The sequence below is a fragment of the bacterium genome (assembly GCA_028821235.1).
Lineage (GTDB): Bacteria > Actinomycetota > Acidimicrobiia > Spongiisociales > Spongiisociaceae > Spongiisocius.
Window position 1 is genome coordinate 120,570 of record JAPPGV010000081.1, and the last position, 17,591, is coordinate 138,160.

Sequence of the window (17,591 nt, forward strand, 5' to 3'; positions counted from 1 at the left end):
GGAGTTGCGTGAAGCCTGTCCGTTACAGCCCGGCCCGCCTTCGGACCGACGAGAACCCCGCCGGCCATCCATGCGCGGACCTACTTCACTACGAGGCCGACCTCGCCGTGCTGGACCACCTCCGCCGGGACCTGCGGGCGCTACTCCGCCGCGCCAGGGCGGGCGAGCTGGAACTCCGCCCGTACGAGATCAGGAACTGGGACGAGGACGGGCTGCGCCGCAGGATCGTCATGTGCGACCCGGCGACCCTGTTGGAGGGCACGGATGTCCTCATCGTGGGCTTTCTCGGGAACCGGAGGTCGACCCCGGAGGCCCAGGCGATCGACGAGTTCGACATCGACGTGATCTCCGAATTCCGGCAGTACCCGGGAATCCTCAGCTACAGCTCGACAGAGAGAACCCCGAAGCAATGGGCGAACCTGGTGGTCCACCAGGAGGTCGGGGACCGTGAGGCCTGGCGCCACAGCGCGGTTCACGTAGAAGCGGCCGAGGTGCTGTCCCCCGTCGTGTACCACAACGTCCGCATCCACAACGGGCGGCTGCGCGGGGGCCCGATCGGCGACGGCCGGGTGACCGTGGACATCAGTAAGTACTGGGATTACGACTCGGACCCGATGTGGCACGCGGTCCGGACACTCCCGGGAGGTATCACATCCGCGGAGTCCTGGCCGGGCCGGCGATGACGGTGAGGCCGATCCTCTCCATAGGCGATCCTGGGCTGCGGGTACGGGCCGGAGAAGTGTCCCGCCGCGACATCTCGCTCCCGGCGATCCAGGACCTCATCGACGACCTCATCGACACCATGCGGCACGCCAACGGATCGGGGATCGCCGCCACCCAGATAGGCGAGCCCGTCCGGGTCATGGTGATGGAGGTCGACGACAACCCGCGCTATCCCTACAAGCCGCCCATCCCCCTCACCGTGGCGATCAACCCGGAGTACGACGTTCTCGACGACAGGACGGTGATCATCAACGAGGGATGCCTGTCGGTCCCGCTGCGGGGCGACTTGGAACGCCACGTGAACCTCGGCGTCCGCTACACAGACCGCCACGGGACCGATCATGAACGAGTCCTGCGCGGCCTCACCGCCGGGACCTGGCAGCACGAGTGCGATCACCTCAACGGCGTCCTGGTGGTCGACCGGATCGACCCCAAGACCCTCAGCACCTGGGAGGAGTTCGACCGGCATCACCGTGAGCCCTTCGTGGAGCGCATCACCCGCTTCGTGGCGGAGGTTGGCTCGTGAGCAGCCGCTACTGGTGCGAGCTGGCCTGGCTGGGCGGCCCGACGGCCGTCCCCGGCGTGCTGATCGAAGTGGACGGCGACCGCATCGCCGGGGTCTCCCCCGGCCACGCCTCGCCTCCCCGCGACGCCGTCGAGCTGTCCGGCCTGACCCTCCCCGCGCTGGCCAACGCCCACAGCCACGCCTTCCATCGGGCATTGCGGGGCCGGACCCATGGCGGTGAAGGAACCTTCTGGACGTGGCGCGACCTGATGTACGGGGTGGCCGCCAACCTCGATCCGCAGAACTACTACCTGCTCGCCCGGGCGACCTTCGCCGAGATGGCGCTGGCCGGAATAGGCGTGGTGGGCGAGTTCCACTACGTCCACCACCGGCCCGGAGGGGACCCTTATGACGACCCGAACGCCTTCGGGGCGAGCCTGGTGGCCGCGGCGCGGGATGCAGGTGTCCGCCTGACCCTGCTCGACACGCTGTACCTGCACGGAGGGTTCGCTCCCTGGTCGGGATCCGGGTACGCCCCATTGCGGCCCGAACAGGCCCGGTTCAGCGACAGATCGGTCCATGCCTGGACACGTAGGGTCGACAGCCTCCGGGCGACAGTTCCGGGCCCGGGCACCAGGGTCGGGGCGGCGGTCCACTCGGTCCGCGCCGTCGACCCGCCGTCGATCGGAATGGTGGCTCGCTGGGCCAGGGACAGGGCTCTGCCCCTTCACGTTCACGTCTCCGAGCAGCCGGCCGAGAACGAAGCCTGCCGCGAGGTCCACGGTCGAAGCCCGACGACCGTGCTGTCCGGCGTGGGTGCGCTGGGCTCGGGCACCACCCTCGTCCACGCCACGCATCTCTCCGGCGACGACATCGGTCTGATCGGCGCCGCCGGAGCCCACTGCTGCATCTGCCCCACCACCGAGCGCGACCTGGCCGACGGGATCGGGCCCAGCCAGGACCTGGCCCGGGCGGGGGCGGTCCTCTGCGCGGGATCGGACTCCCACGCGGTCATCGACATCCTCGAGGAGACACGCTCGGTGGAGCTGGGCGCGAGGATCCTGACGAACCGGCGGGGAATCCACCCCATCGAGACCCTCGCCGCCATCGCCACCGTCAACGGGTACCGGTCGCTCGGTTGGAAGGACGGAGGCGTTATCAAGCCGGGTTATCTGGCCGACTTCACCAGCATCGGGCTGGACTCGGTCCGCCTGGCAGGCATCGACAACCCCGACGTTCTCGACGCGGTGATCTTCGCCGGCTCCAGCGCTGACGTTCACAACCTCGTGGTCGGTGGCCGGCCGGTGGTGGTAGGCGGCGCCCACGTGTCGGTCGATGCGGCGGGCGAGCTCGACTCCGCCATCGCCAAGGTGTTGGCGGCATGACGCTGGTGATCGACAACATCGGCGAGCTGGTCACCAACGTCCCCGCGCTCGGGGCGGGACCGCTCGGGATCGTGGAGAACACTTCGGTGGTGATCGACGGGGACACCGTGGTCTCGGTAGGTGCGGCCGGCGCGGTGGCGGACGAGCGCCTGGACGCCGGAGGCAGGTGCGTGATGCCCGGGTTCGTCGACTCGCACACCCATCTGGTGTTCGCCGGCGACCGGGCGGAGGAGTTCACGCGGCGGATGGCCGGGGAGCACTATGACGGCGGAGGGATCCGGGTGACGACCGAGGCCACCCGGACCGCGGGTCGGGAAGCCCTGCGGGCGGGCCTGGCCCGGCGGCTCGAGGAGGTCCACCGGGCCGGCACCACCACGGTGGAGATCAAGTCCGGGTACGGGTTGTCGGTCGAATCCGAGGCTGCCACCACCTCGCTCGCCGCCGAGGTCACCCCGGAGAGCACCTTCATGGGCGCCCACGTGGTGCCCACCGAGTACCTGGGCAGGACCGATGAGTATGTCGACCTGGTGTGCGGACCGATGCTCGAGGCCGTCCTGCCCCACGTACGCTGGATCGACGCCTTCTGCGAGCGCGGGGCATTCGACGCCGACCAGTCGAGGGCGGTCCTCGAGGCGGGCCGCGCCGCCGGCCTCGGCCTACGCCTCCACGCCAACCAGCTTGATTACGGTCCCGGAGTCCGCCTCGGCGTGGAGATGGGCTGCGCGTCGGTGGACCATTGCACCTACCTCTCCGACGAAGACATAGAGGCCCTGGCAGCCGGCGATACCGTGGCCACCTTCCTCCCGGCGGCGGACTTCTCCACCCGCCAACCGTATCCCGACGCCCGGCGGGCCATCGACGCCGGCGTCACCGTGGCCATCGCATCGAATTGCAACCCCGGGTCGAGCTACACGAGCTCTATCTCGTTCTGCATCGCGCTGGCGGTGCGCGACATGAACATGACCATCGACGAGGCGATCGCCGCCGCCACGACCGGCGGGGCGGCCGCTCTCCGGCGCGAGGACGTGGGCAGGTTGGCGCCCGGCGGGCCTGCCCACCTAACCATCATCGACGCCCCGAACCGTCACCACCTCGCCTACCGGCCCGGGGTTCCGCTGATATGGCGGACGATCGGCGCCGGCTACGCGAACCCGGAAGACGACAACGAGAACCCGTAAGAGAAAGGTCAACCCATGAACGTTCCCAACCCCACCGGACACAACCAGTGGTACCCGTTCGCCAACCGCCCGCTCCCGCCCGATGTCAACGGCCAGTCGGCCAACCCGGCGGCGATACCCGTCTTCGATTCGGCCCCCCTGCCGCGGAGCGCCCGGTTCGTGGTGGTCGGCGCCGGTGTCCACGGGCTGTCGAGCGCCTACCACTTGGCCATGTACCTCGAGCGATCGGGGAAGGGCAAGGGAAGCGATGTCGTGCTGATCGACAAGCAGGGACCCGGCGCCGGGGCCACCGGCCTGGCCTGCGGGTGCGTCCGCAACCTCTACATGACCAACGCGCTCCACCCCATCCTGCGCGCCAGCGTGGAGGTGTGGGAGTCCGATCCCGTGAACTTCGGCTTCCAGCAGGTCGGCTACGTGTCGGTCGGGGAGGCGAACCAGGAGGAGGACTACATCGAGCTCCACGCGTCGCAGGCCGCGAGCGGGTACCCGTCGGACCTCTACTTCGGATCGGACGCGCATGCGTTCCTGACCGGGCTGTGGCCCGACTTCAAGACCGAGAACTGCGACGTGGTGCTCCACGAGCGCCGGTCCGGATACGCCGGCACCCATATCGCCGTCTGGGGCCTCGACCAGAAGTGCCGGCAGTGGGGCGTGCAGCGCGTGTACGGAACCACGGTCACCGGCTACGAGCGGGATGCCTCGGGATCGGTCACCGCGGTGGAGACCGACCAGGGACCCATATCGTGCGAGCAGGTCGTGGTGGGCGCCGGCGCGTGGACGCCGCAGCAGTGGGACTGGCTGGGCGGCCCCTCCCACCTCGACGTCCTGTATCCCGACGGGCACATCGAGAAGCAGATGGACATGTGGACCTACTGGCGCCTCCTGGAAGGCGAGGTCCTCCTCCCCGAGGGCGTGGACTTCCGCACCGCCCAGCACCGGGACTCCCCGGTTCTCCACGTGGAACTGCTGGACACGCCGATCTACGGCGAGGACGGAACGATGATCAAGGACCACACCTACGTTTACACGCGCTACGCCGCCGAGCGGGTGGGCGCTCCCGGCCTCCAGGGCGGCACGATCCCGATCAAGATCGGCCCCCGAGCGGAGGTCGAGCCCTACGGCCATCTCAATGACCTCTACCAGGCGGAATCGTGGTTCGCCGACTACTACTGCTCCGCCCTGGGCATGCTGTTCAAGCGCCTCGAGAACCTGCGGCCGTACTTCAAGGACCGCCGCAACGGTGGGATCGGTGCGTTCACACCCGACAACGTGCCGGTATTCGACCACCTCACGGACAACGCCTGGGTGATCGCCGACTCCAACCATGGTTTCAAGATGATCGGTGTGGGCAAGCTCACCGCTCAGATGCTCGTGTACGGAGAGAAGCCCGAGGAGTTGAAGCCGTTCACCCTGGACCGGTACCGCACCGGCGGCACCTTCGGCAACCGGAACTCGAACAGTCCTTGGGTCTGATTAGTTTCTAGTTGCTAGTCTGTAGTTGTTAGTTACTAGCATCAACTAGCAACTAGGAACTACCAATCAGGAGAAGGCGTTGAGCACCCCGGCAGCTGGGCCGCTGAGAGCCGCAACCTATCTGGGCGACAACACGCAGCCCATCATGGGCGATCTGGTCGGACACCTGTCGGAGATGACCGGCATCGAGGTGGTGATCGACCAGACGGCGGGGAGGACGACCATCGAGGCGCTCCGCCACGCGCCCACGCTCGACCTGGTCTGGATGTGCGGTTACCCGACCGTATCGCTCATCTCGGCCGGACGGATGTCCCATGCCGTTGTGGGCGCGCCGGTCTTCGCCGGTCACGGAGGACCGGTCTACCACGCGGTAATCGTCACCCATGGGTCCGGACCGCAATCATTGGGCGCCGCGCTGGAGACCAGGCTGGCCGTGAACGAACTCGAGTCCTGGTCCGGCTTTCTCGGGCTCAAGGCCCATGTCGAGCGATCCTTCCCTGGTAGGTGGTTCGCCGACCAAGTCGTGGCCGGTTCGCACCGGGCCTCGCTCGCAGCGCTGGCCGACGGGACCTGTGATGTCGCCTCGGTCGACGTGACCGTGTGGGAGCACGCGCTGGCCGAGAGGCCGGAGGAAGTGGCGGGATTCCGCGTGATCGACCGCACCGTCGACTGGCCGGCGCCACCCTTCAGCTTGAGTTCGAAATTGGAGACCGCAACACGCGACAGCCTCACACGAGCGTTGCATGCCCTCGGCCCGGCGGACATCGCCTCGCTGGACGGCGTGGTTCCCGCCGGGCTCGATCTCTACGAGAACGTGATGCCCGTGTGACCTGCTTGCAGTTTGATGTCTGTTGTGTCATTATGCAAGCATGCCGGTTCAGATAACCGTAAGGGGTGTCCCGGAGTCAGTCCGCGACGAGCTAGCCGCGAGAGCTGCCCTCAACCGCCAGTCGATGCAGGAATACCTGCGATGCGAGTTGGAGCGCATTGCCTCCCGACCATCCCTAGCCACCTTGGTCTCCGAAATACGGCGGCGTAAGGCGGCCGCAGGCACCAGCATTCCAAGTTCGCTGATCATTCAAGAGCGAGACGCGGACCGGAAGTGAAGGCAGTTGTCGACTCATCGGTGCTCGTGGCGGCGCTGGTGGATACCACTAACGACGGCCTCTGGGCAGAGGAGGTGATCTCGGAGGGTCCGCTAGCCGCACCGGAACTGGCCCTGGCAGAGGTCACCAACGTCCTTCGGCGGATGGAACTATCCGTAAGGCTCTCAAGTCTTGAAGCCACGGCTTCTCATCGCGACCTGCTCAGACTTGACCTGGACTTGTACCCATTCGCGCCGTTTGCCGACCGTGTATGGGCGTTACGCGCCAACCTGACCTGCTACGACGCCTGGTACGTGGCGCTGGCCGAAGCGCTTGACTTCCCACTTGTAACCCTCGACCGCAGGATCGGCCGATCCCCTGGACTGCAGTGTGAGGTGGTTCTTCCACAGAGGCCAAGACCACGAAGCCCGGCATGATTCAAGAGGTCGGTCGAAGTTTGCGCCCGTTCAGCATCGTCCCGATCGGGGTGTAGCGGATGAAGAACCGATAGGTCAAGAGGAGCAGAACCGTCACGGCCACCGAGATCATCAAGAACTTGACCTCCGCCGGTAGGTTCCAGTCCCTTACGACTGCTTGTGCAACCACCACCAACGGAAGGTGGGCGAGGTATAGCCAGTACGACGAGTCGGAGAGAAAGCGGACCCCAGGACGTTCTTCCGCCAGCAGCACCCGGAACAGCCCCATCAGCCCGAAGCACATCCCCCAGGCGTAGGCCACCTGCAATACGGACGCCGCCGGCCATGAGAAGGCCGCTTCGTCGAAGGTGAAGACCAGCCCGGCCGGAAGCACGACCAGGAACGAGACCGGCAGGAAGGCCCACCACGGTCTCCCCACCGTGTCGACCAGCAGCTCGCCGCTGCGCCCCCGGCGCCGGTACATCAGGGCCCCGAATGCGAAGAAGGTGGCGTAGTAGGCGAGAACGTGGGGAAGCGGAATGAGGCCATCAGAGGTGTCGGGCCCGAACACCGGATAGACGCCGCCCCCGCCCATGTACAACTGCGGCACGATCGTGAGGGGAATCATCGACCACATGACCCACCGCGGCCAGGTCGCCTGCCCGGAGCCATGGGGAACCCGGCGGTCCACCGCCCACGCCACGATGGCGAAGCCGGCCACCAGCCAGAGGAGGAACCATAGGAACCAGAGATGGAAGAAACGCTGGATCGTGGACAGATCGAGCCGGCCGGACGAACCATCGTCCTCCTCCGTCTCTACGGCGCCTGCTCCCCAACCCGGTACCTCCGACCACTCCATCCTTTCAGGGAGCGGGTCGCCTCCTCGGTAGACCACCAGCAGGTCGGCCGCCGCCTCGTGGCCGAAGTGGAAGGCCACCCCGAGGGGCGTCTCGCCCTCCGAGGCGGTGGCCACCGCCGCCGGCTCGGCCCCGCGCGAGAGCAGCAGTTCCAACATCTCCACGTCACCGGTCAGGGCGGCCGCGTGGAGGAGGGCCCATCCGCCCGGCTCGCTCCGGAGGTCGGGGTCGAAGCCCCCGTCCAGAAGCTGCTCCACCCCGGCGACGTCACCGGCGAACACCTTCCCCCAGATGTCATCGTCCGCGACCGGGGCTGCCGGCGCGGACCCGGCCGCCCAGTCGCCGACGAGACTGGTCAGCGGGACGATCGTGAACATGCCGATCAGGAGCGGGAGCGCCACCCGGCGCAGCCGGTGGTTCAGCAGGGCGCCGAGGCTGCGGCGCCGCCACAGCAGGGCGGTGAAGAAGCCGCTCATCAGGAAGAACACCGGCATGCGGAAACCGTGGACCGCCCACAGGAACTCGTCGAACAGGCCGTCGAGGCTCGAGGTGCGGCCCTGAACCCACCAGGGCGCCGGGAAGAACGCTAGCGAGGCGTGCAGGCCGATGCCCAGCAGCATGGCGAACCCCCGCAGAGCGTCGAGGTCGTGGAGCCGCCGCCGGGGATTCTCCCCCGCATCGACCCCGATCGCTACCGGCCGCGCCGAGGTATCCGCCATCGCGTTCAGCGCGCGCTTGGCAGGTCCAAGACCAGCGCTAAGCCCTCCTCAACCATGCGCATCGTCGCCGTATCCAGTCGTTCGACTGATTCGGAGAGATCGGCCTTGTTGAGTGTGACGAGCTGCGACACGTTCACCACAGAGTCCCTGCCCAGGCCGGATGTCGCCCCCGCTAGGAGAACATTGCCGGGCGCTTCGTCGAGGCGTACGTTCGAGGTGATAGCGACCGCAACCACTGTCGCGATCCCACTCCTGTTGAAGCGGTCGCTCGACATGATCAAAACGGGTCGCCGGTAACCCGGTTCGGAACCTACAGGGTCGCGGAGACTTGCCCAGCGTATGTCGCCGCGGCGGATCACCAGCGCTCGTTCAAAGCTCGCCCCTGTGCCTCAAGCAGCTCGTCGGATACCTTCGAGGGCTCCTCGGAGTACACGGCGTTGAGACGGGCCGTCACCTCCTCGGAGTCCTCCTGAGCCAGCAGACGTTCTAATGCCTCGGCGTACAGACTCGACCGTGAACACCGGCGTCGTGCCGCCAGACGTTCCGCCGCTTCGTACACCGTGTCCGGAATGGAGACCGCTATCTTCATCCTGTCGAGTATAACCGAGTATGACCACGACTAGAAGCGCTACAGACAAGGGACGCCAAGGAGCTTTCATCCCCATAGCCTGGCCCTCAGGCCGGAGGCGCGCTGGACCGAGCGTTCGATGCCAAGGCGGATAGCGGATTCGGGACCGACGACCGTCACGCTCTTGGACGCCCGGGTCACGGCGGTGTAGAGAAGCTCGCGGGTCAGCAGCCGCGACGACTCAACCGGGAGCGAGACGACCACCTCTTCGAACTGGGAGCCCTGGCTCTTGTGGATGGTCAGGGCATGCACGGTCGTGTGCTCCCCCAGGTAGCCGGGCGGGAAGGAGCGGACGCCGCCCCGGTCGAACATGACGCGCATGCCCTCGCCGGCCCGGACCACCACCCCGATGTCCCCGTTGTAGAGGCCCAGGTTGTAGTCGTTCTTGGTGATCATCAGCGGCCGTCCGGGGTACCACTCGCCCCGGTACCGGAGGCCGGGGAACCTCTCGTCGAGTGCGCCCTCGATGTCGCGCCTCCACTGCTCGACGCTGCCCGGACCTTCGCGATTGGCGCACAGCACCGCCATCCCGCCCAGGCGGGCCAGCGCCTCCTCCTCGCCGCCCGGCAGGGATGCCGCCCGCACCAACCCGGCGCGGTGCTCGGTGACCCGGTCTCGGACCCTCCGGAAGCCGGCCTCGGCCCGGTCCCTCACCCAGTGAAGGCCGTCGACTCCCCGGTCGAGCAACTCCATCGCCCGGTCCGGATCAGCGTCCCGGACCGCGTCGGCGAAGTCGGCGATCGGGCCTTGCTCCTCGAAGCGGTGCACCCGCTCCAGCACCACCACGCAGCCGGCGATCTCGGGTCCGCCCGGAACGGGACTCCCCTGTCCCCGATGGGGCGACCGGGCGGCGGGACCCACTATGTCGGCGAGGACCGTTCCGGCCTCGATGGACTCCAGCTGGTACGGATCCCCGACCAGCACGAGAGTGGCGTCCGCCCGCACCGCGGCGATCAGCTTGGCGGCCAGCGGCAGCGAGACCATCGACATCTCGTCGACGACGATGAGGTCGTGGGGAAGCCGGTTCCGCTCGTGGTGGGCGAACCGGCCCCGGCCCCACGCCCACCCGAGGAGCCGGTGGATGGTGCCCGTCTGGAGCGTCTCCAGCCTCTCCCGGACTATCGGATGCTCCGCCTCGGCCGCGAGCTCGTCGATGACTTCCCCCAGCCGGGCAGCCGCCTTCCCGGTGGGAGCGCACAGCGCCACCCGCGGGAAGTCCGTGGAGGTCTGGGCCAGGGCGGCCAGCATCCTCGCCACCGTGTACGTCTTGCCGGTGCCGGGACCGCCGGCGACCACGGTCAGCTTCCCGGTCAGAGCGTTGACGGCGGCGGCATGCTGGAGGTTCGGCTTGTTGTCGGAGACGGGTGGAAGCAACCCGTCCAGGACCGTCCGGGACTCCGGGGAGAGGATGGCCCGGGGCACGGCCGTGCGGGTTCGGATCAGGTTGACCACCCGCTCCTCGTGCCGGAAGTAACGCTCGAGGTAGAGGCGATCGCCGTCCAGCACGAGAGGCTCCTCTCCCCTGCCGTCGCCGACCATCGCGCTACGCGACACCGCCGCCACCCAGTCCTCCGGATCCGGCCAGGGAAGCGCCTCCACCACCTCCGGAGGCCGGCCCTCGATCACCATCGCGTCACGCTGCGTATCGAGACGGATGCATACGTGCCCGAAGCGGGTTCCCCGTACGGCCAGGGCGGCGGCCAGCATCACCGCCTGGTCGGACTCGTCCCACAGGCGGCTGATCACCATCGCTGCGTGGACTTCCAGCGGCGAGAGCGCACCCCCTTCGTTGAAGGCCGCCAGCAAGCCGGACGCGCCGGCCACGGCCTGCGGTCCGGCGATGGCCGCTTCGAGCCGTCCGGAGGCCACCATCATCGACGCCCTGCGAAGAGATCGCTCACAGCCACCACTGCCTGCGAGGGCGGGGACCAGCGCGCCACCCCGCAGCGCTCCCCGTCCATGACCGGGGTGTCGGGACCGATCATGCCCCTCACGAACAGGTACATGGAACCGCCGAGGTGGACGGACGGACGGTAGCCGGGAAGGCGCCACTCGAGGTACCGGTGGAGAGCCACCTGGTACAGCAAGGCCTGGAGCACGTAGTTGCCGTGGTGCATGGAGGCAACGAGCGGGCCGGGCCCGTAGTCGGTCGAGGCGGGCAACTCCCCTGCGGCCGGAAGCGTGTTGGACTTGAAATCCATCACCACGTAGCGGGCGCCACGGCGGCCTGGAAGCACGGTGACGAGGTCGATCTCGCCGGTCAGGAAGCCGCGGAACCGATGAGGCTCCAGGTCCCGAAGTCGCGGGAAGTAGCCGCGGTGGGGATCGTCTTCGTCCAGGCGTTCGAGCACGACCGCCGCGATGTCACGCAGGGAGGTGGTCGACGCGGAAGTACGGAGCGGCAGCTCGAAACTCACCTCCTTGAGGGTCCGCCCCGGATCCAGGTCGCGCAGGGACAGGGCGTCGTCTCCGGGTCCCAGGGGTGTTCGCATCGCCGCAGTCATCCCTCCGACGAAGGCATCCGTCTCGAAGTCCCAGGAAGCGTGTCGGGTGAGGTGGGCCAGTTCGGAGCCGATCGCCGCGGAGAGATCGGGAGAGTCGAAGGGCACGTTCTGGAAGATCCGGTGCACCAGCGACCCGAACCGGGGCCCCCGAGGGAGATCGTCCATCAACAGCCCGCCGCCGGCGCCGCCCGGCTCGCCGGCGTCCGCCGGCTCATCCACCCGGTCGGGCTCTTCCATCGTGTCCGCCTCCCCGCCCAGGGGACGGTCCGGCGACAAGGACGTGAAGGAGACCCGCCGCCAGAAGTAGTCGAGGGAACGATCGAGGCTGGCCCGGTCGAGCCGGCCGGGAGTCCGCTGCTCCCCCGTGTACGGCACGGTCGGCTGGGGCCTGCTCAGGATGGTCTGGCTGATGGTCCCCCAGGAGGCCTCGATAAGCCGCTCTATCCCGCGATCCGCGTCATCCCCGCGACTCAAGAGCCGGTGCAGCTTCGTCTTGGCCGAGTACTGGGTGTTCTCGATCCACCACACCACCAAGCGGTGCCTGGCCCTCGTCAGCGCCACGTACAGCAAGCGGCCCTCCTCGGCGGCGTCCTCGTCCATAGCCGCCTCCCGGTGGGACTCGAAGCCGGGAGAGGTGGGACCGCCGACGTCGATGACACGCCGCCGGGGTTGTCCCTCCGGAGCAGGCTCGGGGTCGTGGAAGACGGGAATCATGGGCTTGATCCGGGGGATGTCCCACAGGTACGGCGCCATCACCACGGGGTACTCCAGACCCTTGGCGGCATGCACCGTCAGGACCTGCACCGCCGCCGCGTCGGTGTCCAATCGTCGCTGGCGGGACTCCACGTCCTCTACGTTCGCCTCGGCGTTGCGGGCCGCTTCGTCCATTGCAACCTCGATCCACACCACTAACGAGCCGATCCGACCCCTCCGCCAGGCAGCATGCATCTCCTCGGCGATGTGGTTGAGGTCGGTCAGCTCCCTCTCGCCCTCGAAGCGGGAGAGGATCCGGGCCGTGAGACCCGTGGTCCGGTCGATGTCGGCGAACATCGCCGGCACTCCGCGGTCGTGGAGCAGGCCCTGCCACCGCAGGAAGTGTTGCTGCAGGTCGAGGATCGTGTCCCCTTCCAGACGTGCCACCTCGGGAAGGTCCTTACCGACGAGCGGGGTGGTGGCCGCCAGGCGCAGGTAGTCCGCCCGGCTGGGCCGTTCGATCGCAAGGAGGAACCGGCGCCAATGCTCGGCCGCCGGGGTGGCGAACACGCTCCCGGTCCGGGCCACCACCGACGGTACACTCGCGGCCGCGAGGGCGTCCCGGATCGTCCCGACCTGCCGCCCCGTCCGGCACAGCACTGCGATGTCCCCCGGTTCGAGTCGGCGCTCCTCACCGTCGTTCCCTTCCAGCCAGACCTCATGGTCGAGGAGCCGGACCACCTCCGAGGCCACGTCCGAGGCAACCGCCTCCCGAGCTTCCCTCACGTAGAAGAACGGTCTGTATTGCTGGCGCGGCAACGGGAAGTCGTCCGAGAACCGGCGGATCTCCAGGGCTCCACGGACGCCCCGGATCCGGGCGGTCCGGTTCCGCTCGGATGGCTGCACGCGCCGGTAGCCGATACGGTCGTCTCCGAAGGTGGCTCCTGCCAGCAACGCGTCGAGCGCGTCGATCAGCGGACCGTCGCTCCGCCAGTTGGTGGCCAGCGTGCGGTGCCCGGAGGGGTCCTCGACGGCCGAGAGGTAGGACTCGATGTCGGCGCCACGGAAGGCGTAGATCGACTGCTTCGGGTCGCCGATCACGACCAGCCGGGACTCGTCGAACACCGCCCTGAGGATCTGCCACTGGATGGGATCCGTGTCCTGGGCCTCGTCGACCAGGGCGATGGAGTAGCGCCTCCTCAGCAGATCGCGGGCGCCGGCGCCGACCCGCTCCTCGTTCAGCGCGTCGCGGGCCTCCACCAGGGTGTCATCGAAGGTGACCATGCCTTCAGCCCAGAGCCGCCGGGAAAGTACCGACTTCATATCCCGGGCCATCTCCGCCCGCACTCTCGCCAGTCCGTCCGCGGAGGCCGGCGCCGGAGTGATCCGGGCATCCGGGATGGTTACCACGACCTTGCCGATCTGGGCCAGGTGCTCCTGGGTGACCTGATCGAATCTGTCACTCGCCCGGGGAACGGCGAAACGACCCACCACCAGATCACTGGCGGCCCGGCGCAGCAGCAGTTCGTCTATCTCGCGGGGCTCCATGTCACCGGAGAGCCGTGACCGGAATCCGAGCTTCTCCAGCAACCGGAGCGCGAAACCGTGGATGGTGAAGATCTGGGCGCGATCGAAGTGGGTCAGAGCCTCCTCGAGCCGTTCCGAGTATTTCCCCTGCCGGCCGGGGTCGGCGTCGAGCAGGGCGCTGACGTGGTCGTCGACCGGCCCGACATGTGAACCGCGGAGAGCACTGAGGGTGGTGACGATCCGGCGCCTGACCCGGTCTTTGAGCTCGGCGGTGGCAGCCCTGGTGAAGGTGACCACGAGGATGCGCTCGAGTGGAAGCCCTTCCTCGGCCACCAGGCGGGTGACCACGGCCGCGATCGTGAACGTCTTGCCGGTACCGGCGCTCGCCTCGATCACCGTGCGGCCGCCGGCGATCGGCGCGTAGGGGTCGTAACGACCGATCTCGGTCATAGCGACTTCTCCACCAGCAGCGGGAGGATCGGCCCCCACAGCCTCCGGGCGAGGTCCGGGAAGGAACTCCCCTCTAGGGCGGACATGGTCCCCAGGTGCGGGAACAGGAACTCGTTGGCCGGATCCTTGGCCTCCGGGGAGAAACGGTCCGTCTCCCACGCCTTCTCGGCCTGTTTGCGGGCGCTTCCGAGATCTCCGCCCACCTTCATCTGCCAGTTGAAGGCCGTTTCGCAGGGCAACGGCATGGGGGCGGTAAGCCCTTCGACGTACAGGTCGACGAGGCCCGACAGCAGACGCTCCGCCCGGTGCCGGCGGCGCGCCGCGTCACCGCGGATCGGTCCGATCTTCACGCTCCGGAGCTTGTCGCCCCGCAGGTGGCGACCGAGCAGCAACCCTTGCCAGGAGCGGTGCGGGTCCAGCGCGGACAGGAAGACCATCTGGAGGAAGGCTCTCAGGCGTTGCTTACCCTTGAGCCTCGACGGGGTGACCATGTCCGCCCGGGAGGCGCCTGGATCGGCCGTTATCACGCCCTCGACCGTGCGCCCGCCCACCCGTACCGCTCCGGCGAACTGCTCGTGCCGCTCCGGGTCGTACCCCACTTCCGTGGCGGCCTCCCACAGTTCGAACGCCCGCTGCCGGGCCCGGTCGAGACCTGCCCGCCCGAGGTCGCCGGGGGGCACGGTGTCGCCGGCTCGCTGATGGGCTTCGAGCAACTCGATCGGGTGACCCGACAGCAGTCCGGCGAGGAAGCGGTCGGTGACCTGCCACTCCTCCAAGGGGCCGAGTTCGGTGGGCACGGTGTCGTCCGGGATCTCTCCCTGGCGCGGGATCAGGAAGCCGAGCCTGCTGCGGATGAACTCGCGGGCGGGATGCTCGAGAAAGCGGGCCAAGTCCGCGAGCCGGATCTCCGAGAAGACGTCGTCCTCGGGGGCGGGCAACAGGAGATGGGGCGCCTCCCCACCGGTGCGATGCTGGACGGCCAGCGACCCCTGGAACTGCATGGGGTCGAACCCCCAGGGTCCGGACACACCGAGACTTCCCGAGACGAAGTTGGTCTCGCTGAATGCTTGCAGAGGATGGTGGGTCCGGAGGCTCTCGAGACCGGCCTCCCCCGCCATGCCGGACAGCACGTCCGCCAACTCGGCGATCGGGACCGCCGGCGGATACTCGGCGTTGGTCAGAGGGTCACGGCCCGAGTACGTGACGATCAGGTGGTCCCCGGCCGCCATGACCGCATCCAGGAGGAGCTGGCGGTCCTCGGCGCCGCGGTCGGAGTCACCGATGATCTCGTTGTCAACCAGCAGGTCGTCGCCGTCGGCCCGGCTGCTTCTGGGGAAGCGCCGGTCGTCCATACCGAGCAGGCACACCACCCGGTAGGGCACCGAACGCATCGGAACCAGCGTGCAGACCGTGATGTCCCCGGTCCTGAAATGCAGGGGGCTCGGCACATCCTCCGACCAGTAGTCCACCACCAACCGGGCTTCCGCAGGATCGAGCAGTGGATCGTTACCGCCGGCCTCCACCCCCGGGAAGCTCTCCTCGAGCAGGCGCTCCAACTGGCCCCACTGCCACTGGTCGTCCCACGCGGGTGCCGCCAGGAGGCGTACGGCCGCGGCGATGGCCGGGCCCCACTCGGAGTAAGGCCGAGGCTCGCCGAGAAGCTCCCGGACCGTGACGATCCGGTCCATGATCTGGGCCAATAGCCCGATCGGCAAAGCCTCCTGCCCCTCGGCCCCGTCGAGGGGGGCGATCGCGCCGACCACGCGGACGCTGCTGTCCGCGTAGAAGACGCCGGAGAGAGCCCGGTCGAGCCCGCGCCGCCAGGTGTGGTCCCCCACCCGGCCGGCGTCCCACCGGGCGCGGTGGTCGGCATCGAGGCCCCACCGCACGTTGGTGTCCTCGATCACCGCGGCGATCGCGTCGGCCGTCTCCTCGTCGAAGCCGAACAGTCGCCGCACCACCGGCATCGCCACCAGCTCGCGGACCGTGCCCGCTTCGAGGCGGTCGCAGGCCAGGTCGAGGACGATTGCGGCGAACCGGACCAGCGGGTTGGTGGCGGCGGGCGCCCGGTCGGCGATCCGGAGGCGCAGGTCAGGCAGGGCATCCGCGCCGGTATCGGGTTCGCCGCCACCGGCATGGCCGAGGAACACCGCTTCCAGGAGAGGGGCGAAGGTGCCGAGGTCCGGCGTCATGATGACGACATCGCGCGGTTCCAGCGTGGCGTCGGCCGCGAGAGCGTGAAGGATGGCGTCGCGAAGGACCTCTACCTGCCGGCGGGCGCCGTAGCAGACGTGGACCTGGACCGACCGGTCTCCGTCAGCGCCGCCGACCGCGGCAGCGCAGTTGGCGGGAAGGGCGTTGGAGCGGATGTCCTGCTGGAGCCGCCTGAGCAGGGTGGCGGCCGCGGCGGCCGCTGCGCCTCCGGATGGCCCGCTCGCATGGTCCCGGCTCGCCAGGACCAACTGGAGTTCACGGCTCTCCTGCGCCCAGGAGCGCAGCAGCGGATGCCGAGGCAGGTGCGCCGTGGGGTCGGACGCCCTTCCCGTTTCGGCACCGACCACGTCCCGTTCCGCAAGGACCGCAGTGTCCTGCCACAGGACGGGGGACGGATGCAACAGGTGCAGGTGTACATCGCGAGTAGCGGCCAGCGCCTCGAACACCTCGACATCCATCGGGTCCACCGAGGTGAGCCCGTACACGAAGATCCGCTCCGGCAGAGCCACATCCAGCACACCACTCCGGATCGGCTCCAGGGCCGAAGGGATCAGCTCCGCCAGGCCGGGCGTCCCTATCCGTGCCCGGACCAGCCGCCACAGGCGCGCCTGCCAGACATCCGCCTCGGGAAGGGCCCCTCCATCGGGTCCGGCATCCTCCCCCTCCATCCAGGCCCGTACCATCTCGGGCCGGCGGCGGGCGTAGCGGGTGAACAGTCCGGCGATCTTGCGGGCCGCCCGGAGGCGCTGGCTGTTGCCGAGCGCATCGACTGCATTCGGGGCGTCGATGAAGCGGGCCAGTAGCCACATCCACGGCTCATCGAGATGATCGTCCACCACCGAGACCACGGTGCGGGTGAGAGCGGGTCCCTCCCAGGCATCCAGCGCCGAGGCCAGCTCGGGAACCGCTCTCAGCACGTCCCGGACGAGGCGACGCGGGGAGGGGAACCCAATGTTGGCGCACACGCCGCCGCCGGACGTCCGATCGGCCAATTCAGAGGCGATCCGCTGGGTGAGCCAGCGCTCGATACCGCGGGTCGGCACGGCCACCACTTCCTGCGCGAAGGGATCCGCCGGGGGTGACGCCAGCATCTCGCACAACCCGCCCACCAGCTCGTCGGGATGCGACCCGACGTGGATCAGCAACGCCACGGTGAGTTGCCAGATCGGTTCAGAGCGTGCGTCCGGTGCAGGTCCTCCACAGAGGCGAACTTATCACCCGCCACCGACACAAT

At 68.4% G+C, this 17,591-nt stretch carries 13 protein-coding genes; 7 read left to right on the top strand and 6 right to left on the bottom strand.

Annotated elements, in window-relative coordinates; all coding sequences use genetic code 11:
* Positions 1-8: 8 nt before the first annotated feature.
* The 7 genes from OXK16_09360 to OXK16_09390 all read left to right on the top strand — a co-directional run bounded on the left by OXK16_09360 (position 9) and on the right by OXK16_09390 (position 6,786).
* Positions 9-683, top strand: a complete 675-nt coding sequence (locus OXK16_09360) for a hypothetical protein (GenBank protein ID MDE0376156.1) — start codon at positions 9-11, stop codon at positions 681-683.
* On the top strand, positions 680-1,249 hold the full coding sequence (locus tag OXK16_09365) for a peptide deformylase (protein ID MDE0376157.1): 570 nt from the start codon (positions 680-682) through the stop codon (positions 1,247-1,249). The genes OXK16_09360 and OXK16_09365 overlap by 4 nt, the downstream gene beginning before the upstream one ends.
* Complete coding sequence (locus tag OXK16_09370) at positions 1,246-2,613, top strand: formimidoylglutamate deiminase (protein MDE0376158.1); 1,368 nt, start codon at positions 1,246-1,248, stop codon at positions 2,611-2,613. The genes OXK16_09365 and OXK16_09370 overlap by 4 nt, the downstream gene beginning before the upstream one ends.
* Complete coding sequence (hutI, locus tag OXK16_09375) at positions 2,610-3,791, top strand: imidazolonepropionase (protein ID MDE0376159.1); 1,182 nt, start codon at positions 2,610-2,612, stop codon at positions 3,789-3,791. Before OXK16_09370 ends, hutI begins: the two co-directional genes overlap by 4 nt.
* 15 nt (positions 3,792-3,806) lie before the next feature.
* A complete protein-coding gene (locus OXK16_09380) occupies positions 3,807-5,264 on the top strand; it encodes an FAD-binding oxidoreductase (protein ID MDE0376160.1) in 1,458 nt (485 codons plus the stop codon).
* Between the two features lie 79 nt (positions 5,265-5,343).
* Positions 5,344-6,093, top strand: a complete 750-nt coding sequence (locus tag OXK16_09385) for a PhnD/SsuA/transferrin family substrate-binding protein (protein MDE0376161.1) — start codon at positions 5,344-5,346, stop codon at positions 6,091-6,093.
* 273 nt (positions 6,094-6,366) lie between these two features.
* Positions 6,367-6,786, top strand: coding sequence for a type II toxin-antitoxin system VapC family toxin (locus OXK16_09390; GenBank protein MDE0376162.1), 420 nt, complete (start codon positions 6,367-6,369; stop codon positions 6,784-6,786).
* A gap of 1 nt (position 6,787) precedes the next feature.
* Here the strand turns inward: OXK16_09390 and OXK16_09395 are convergent, their stop codons facing one another.
* The 6 genes from OXK16_09395 to recC all read right to left on the bottom strand — a co-directional run bounded on the left by OXK16_09395 (position 6,788) and on the right by recC (position 17,508).
* On the bottom strand, positions 6,788-8,341 hold the full coding sequence (locus tag OXK16_09395) for an acyltransferase family protein (GenBank protein MDE0376163.1): 1,554 nt from the start codon (positions 8,339-8,341) through the stop codon (positions 6,788-6,790).
* 5 nt (positions 8,342-8,346) lie between these two features.
* Positions 8,347-8,703: a type II toxin-antitoxin system PemK/MazF family toxin gene (locus OXK16_09400; GenBank protein ID MDE0376164.1), complete on the bottom strand. Its 357-nt coding sequence runs from the start codon at positions 8,701-8,703 to the stop codon at positions 8,347-8,349.
* Positions 8,697-8,930, bottom strand: a complete 234-nt coding sequence (locus OXK16_09405; GenBank protein MDE0376165.1) for a ChpI protein — start codon at positions 8,928-8,930, stop codon at positions 8,697-8,699. The genes OXK16_09400 and OXK16_09405 overlap by 7 nt, the downstream gene beginning before the upstream one ends.
* 66 nt (positions 8,931-8,996) lie before the next feature.
* On the bottom strand, positions 8,997-10,844 hold the full coding sequence (gene recD / locus OXK16_09410; GenBank protein MDE0376166.1) for an exodeoxyribonuclease V subunit alpha: 1,848 nt from the start codon (positions 10,842-10,844) through the stop codon (positions 8,997-8,999).
* Positions 10,841-14,143, bottom strand: coding sequence for a UvrD-helicase domain-containing protein (locus OXK16_09415; GenBank protein ID MDE0376167.1), 3,303 nt, complete (start codon positions 14,141-14,143; stop codon positions 10,841-10,843). The genes recD and OXK16_09415 overlap by 4 nt, the downstream gene beginning before the upstream one ends.
* Entirely contained in the window at positions 14,140-17,508 is a 3,369-nt protein-coding gene (gene recC / locus OXK16_09420) for an exodeoxyribonuclease V subunit gamma (protein MDE0376168.1), read from the bottom strand. Before recC ends, OXK16_09415 begins: the two co-directional genes overlap by 4 nt.
* Between the last annotated feature and the right edge of the window lie 83 nt (positions 17,509-17,591).

Coding starts and splice junctions, on each gene's coding strand:
- OXK16_09365 (MDE0376157.1), top strand. CDS start 680: ATGACGGTGAGGCCGATCCTCTCCATAGGCGATCCTGGGCTGCGGGTA.
- hutI (MDE0376159.1), top strand. CDS start 2,610: ATGACGCTGGTGATCGACAACATCGGCGAGCTGGTCACCAACGTCCCC.
- OXK16_09380 (MDE0376160.1), top strand. CDS start 3,807: ATGAACGTTCCCAACCCCACCGGACACAACCAGTGGTACCCGTTCGCC.
- OXK16_09395 (MDE0376163.1), bottom strand. CDS start 8,341: ATGGCGGATACCTCGGCGCGGCCGGTAGCGATCGGGGTCGATGCGGGG.
- OXK16_09405 (MDE0376165.1), bottom strand. CDS start 8,930: ATGAAGATAGCGGTCTCCATTCCGGACACGGTGTACGAAGCGGCGGAA.
- recD (MDE0376166.1), bottom strand. CDS start 10,844: ATGATGGTGGCCTCCGGACGGCTCGAAGCGGCCATCGCCGGACCGCAG.
- OXK16_09415 (MDE0376167.1), bottom strand. CDS start 14,143: ATGACCGAGATCGGTCGTTACGACCCCTACGCGCCGATCGCCGGCGGC.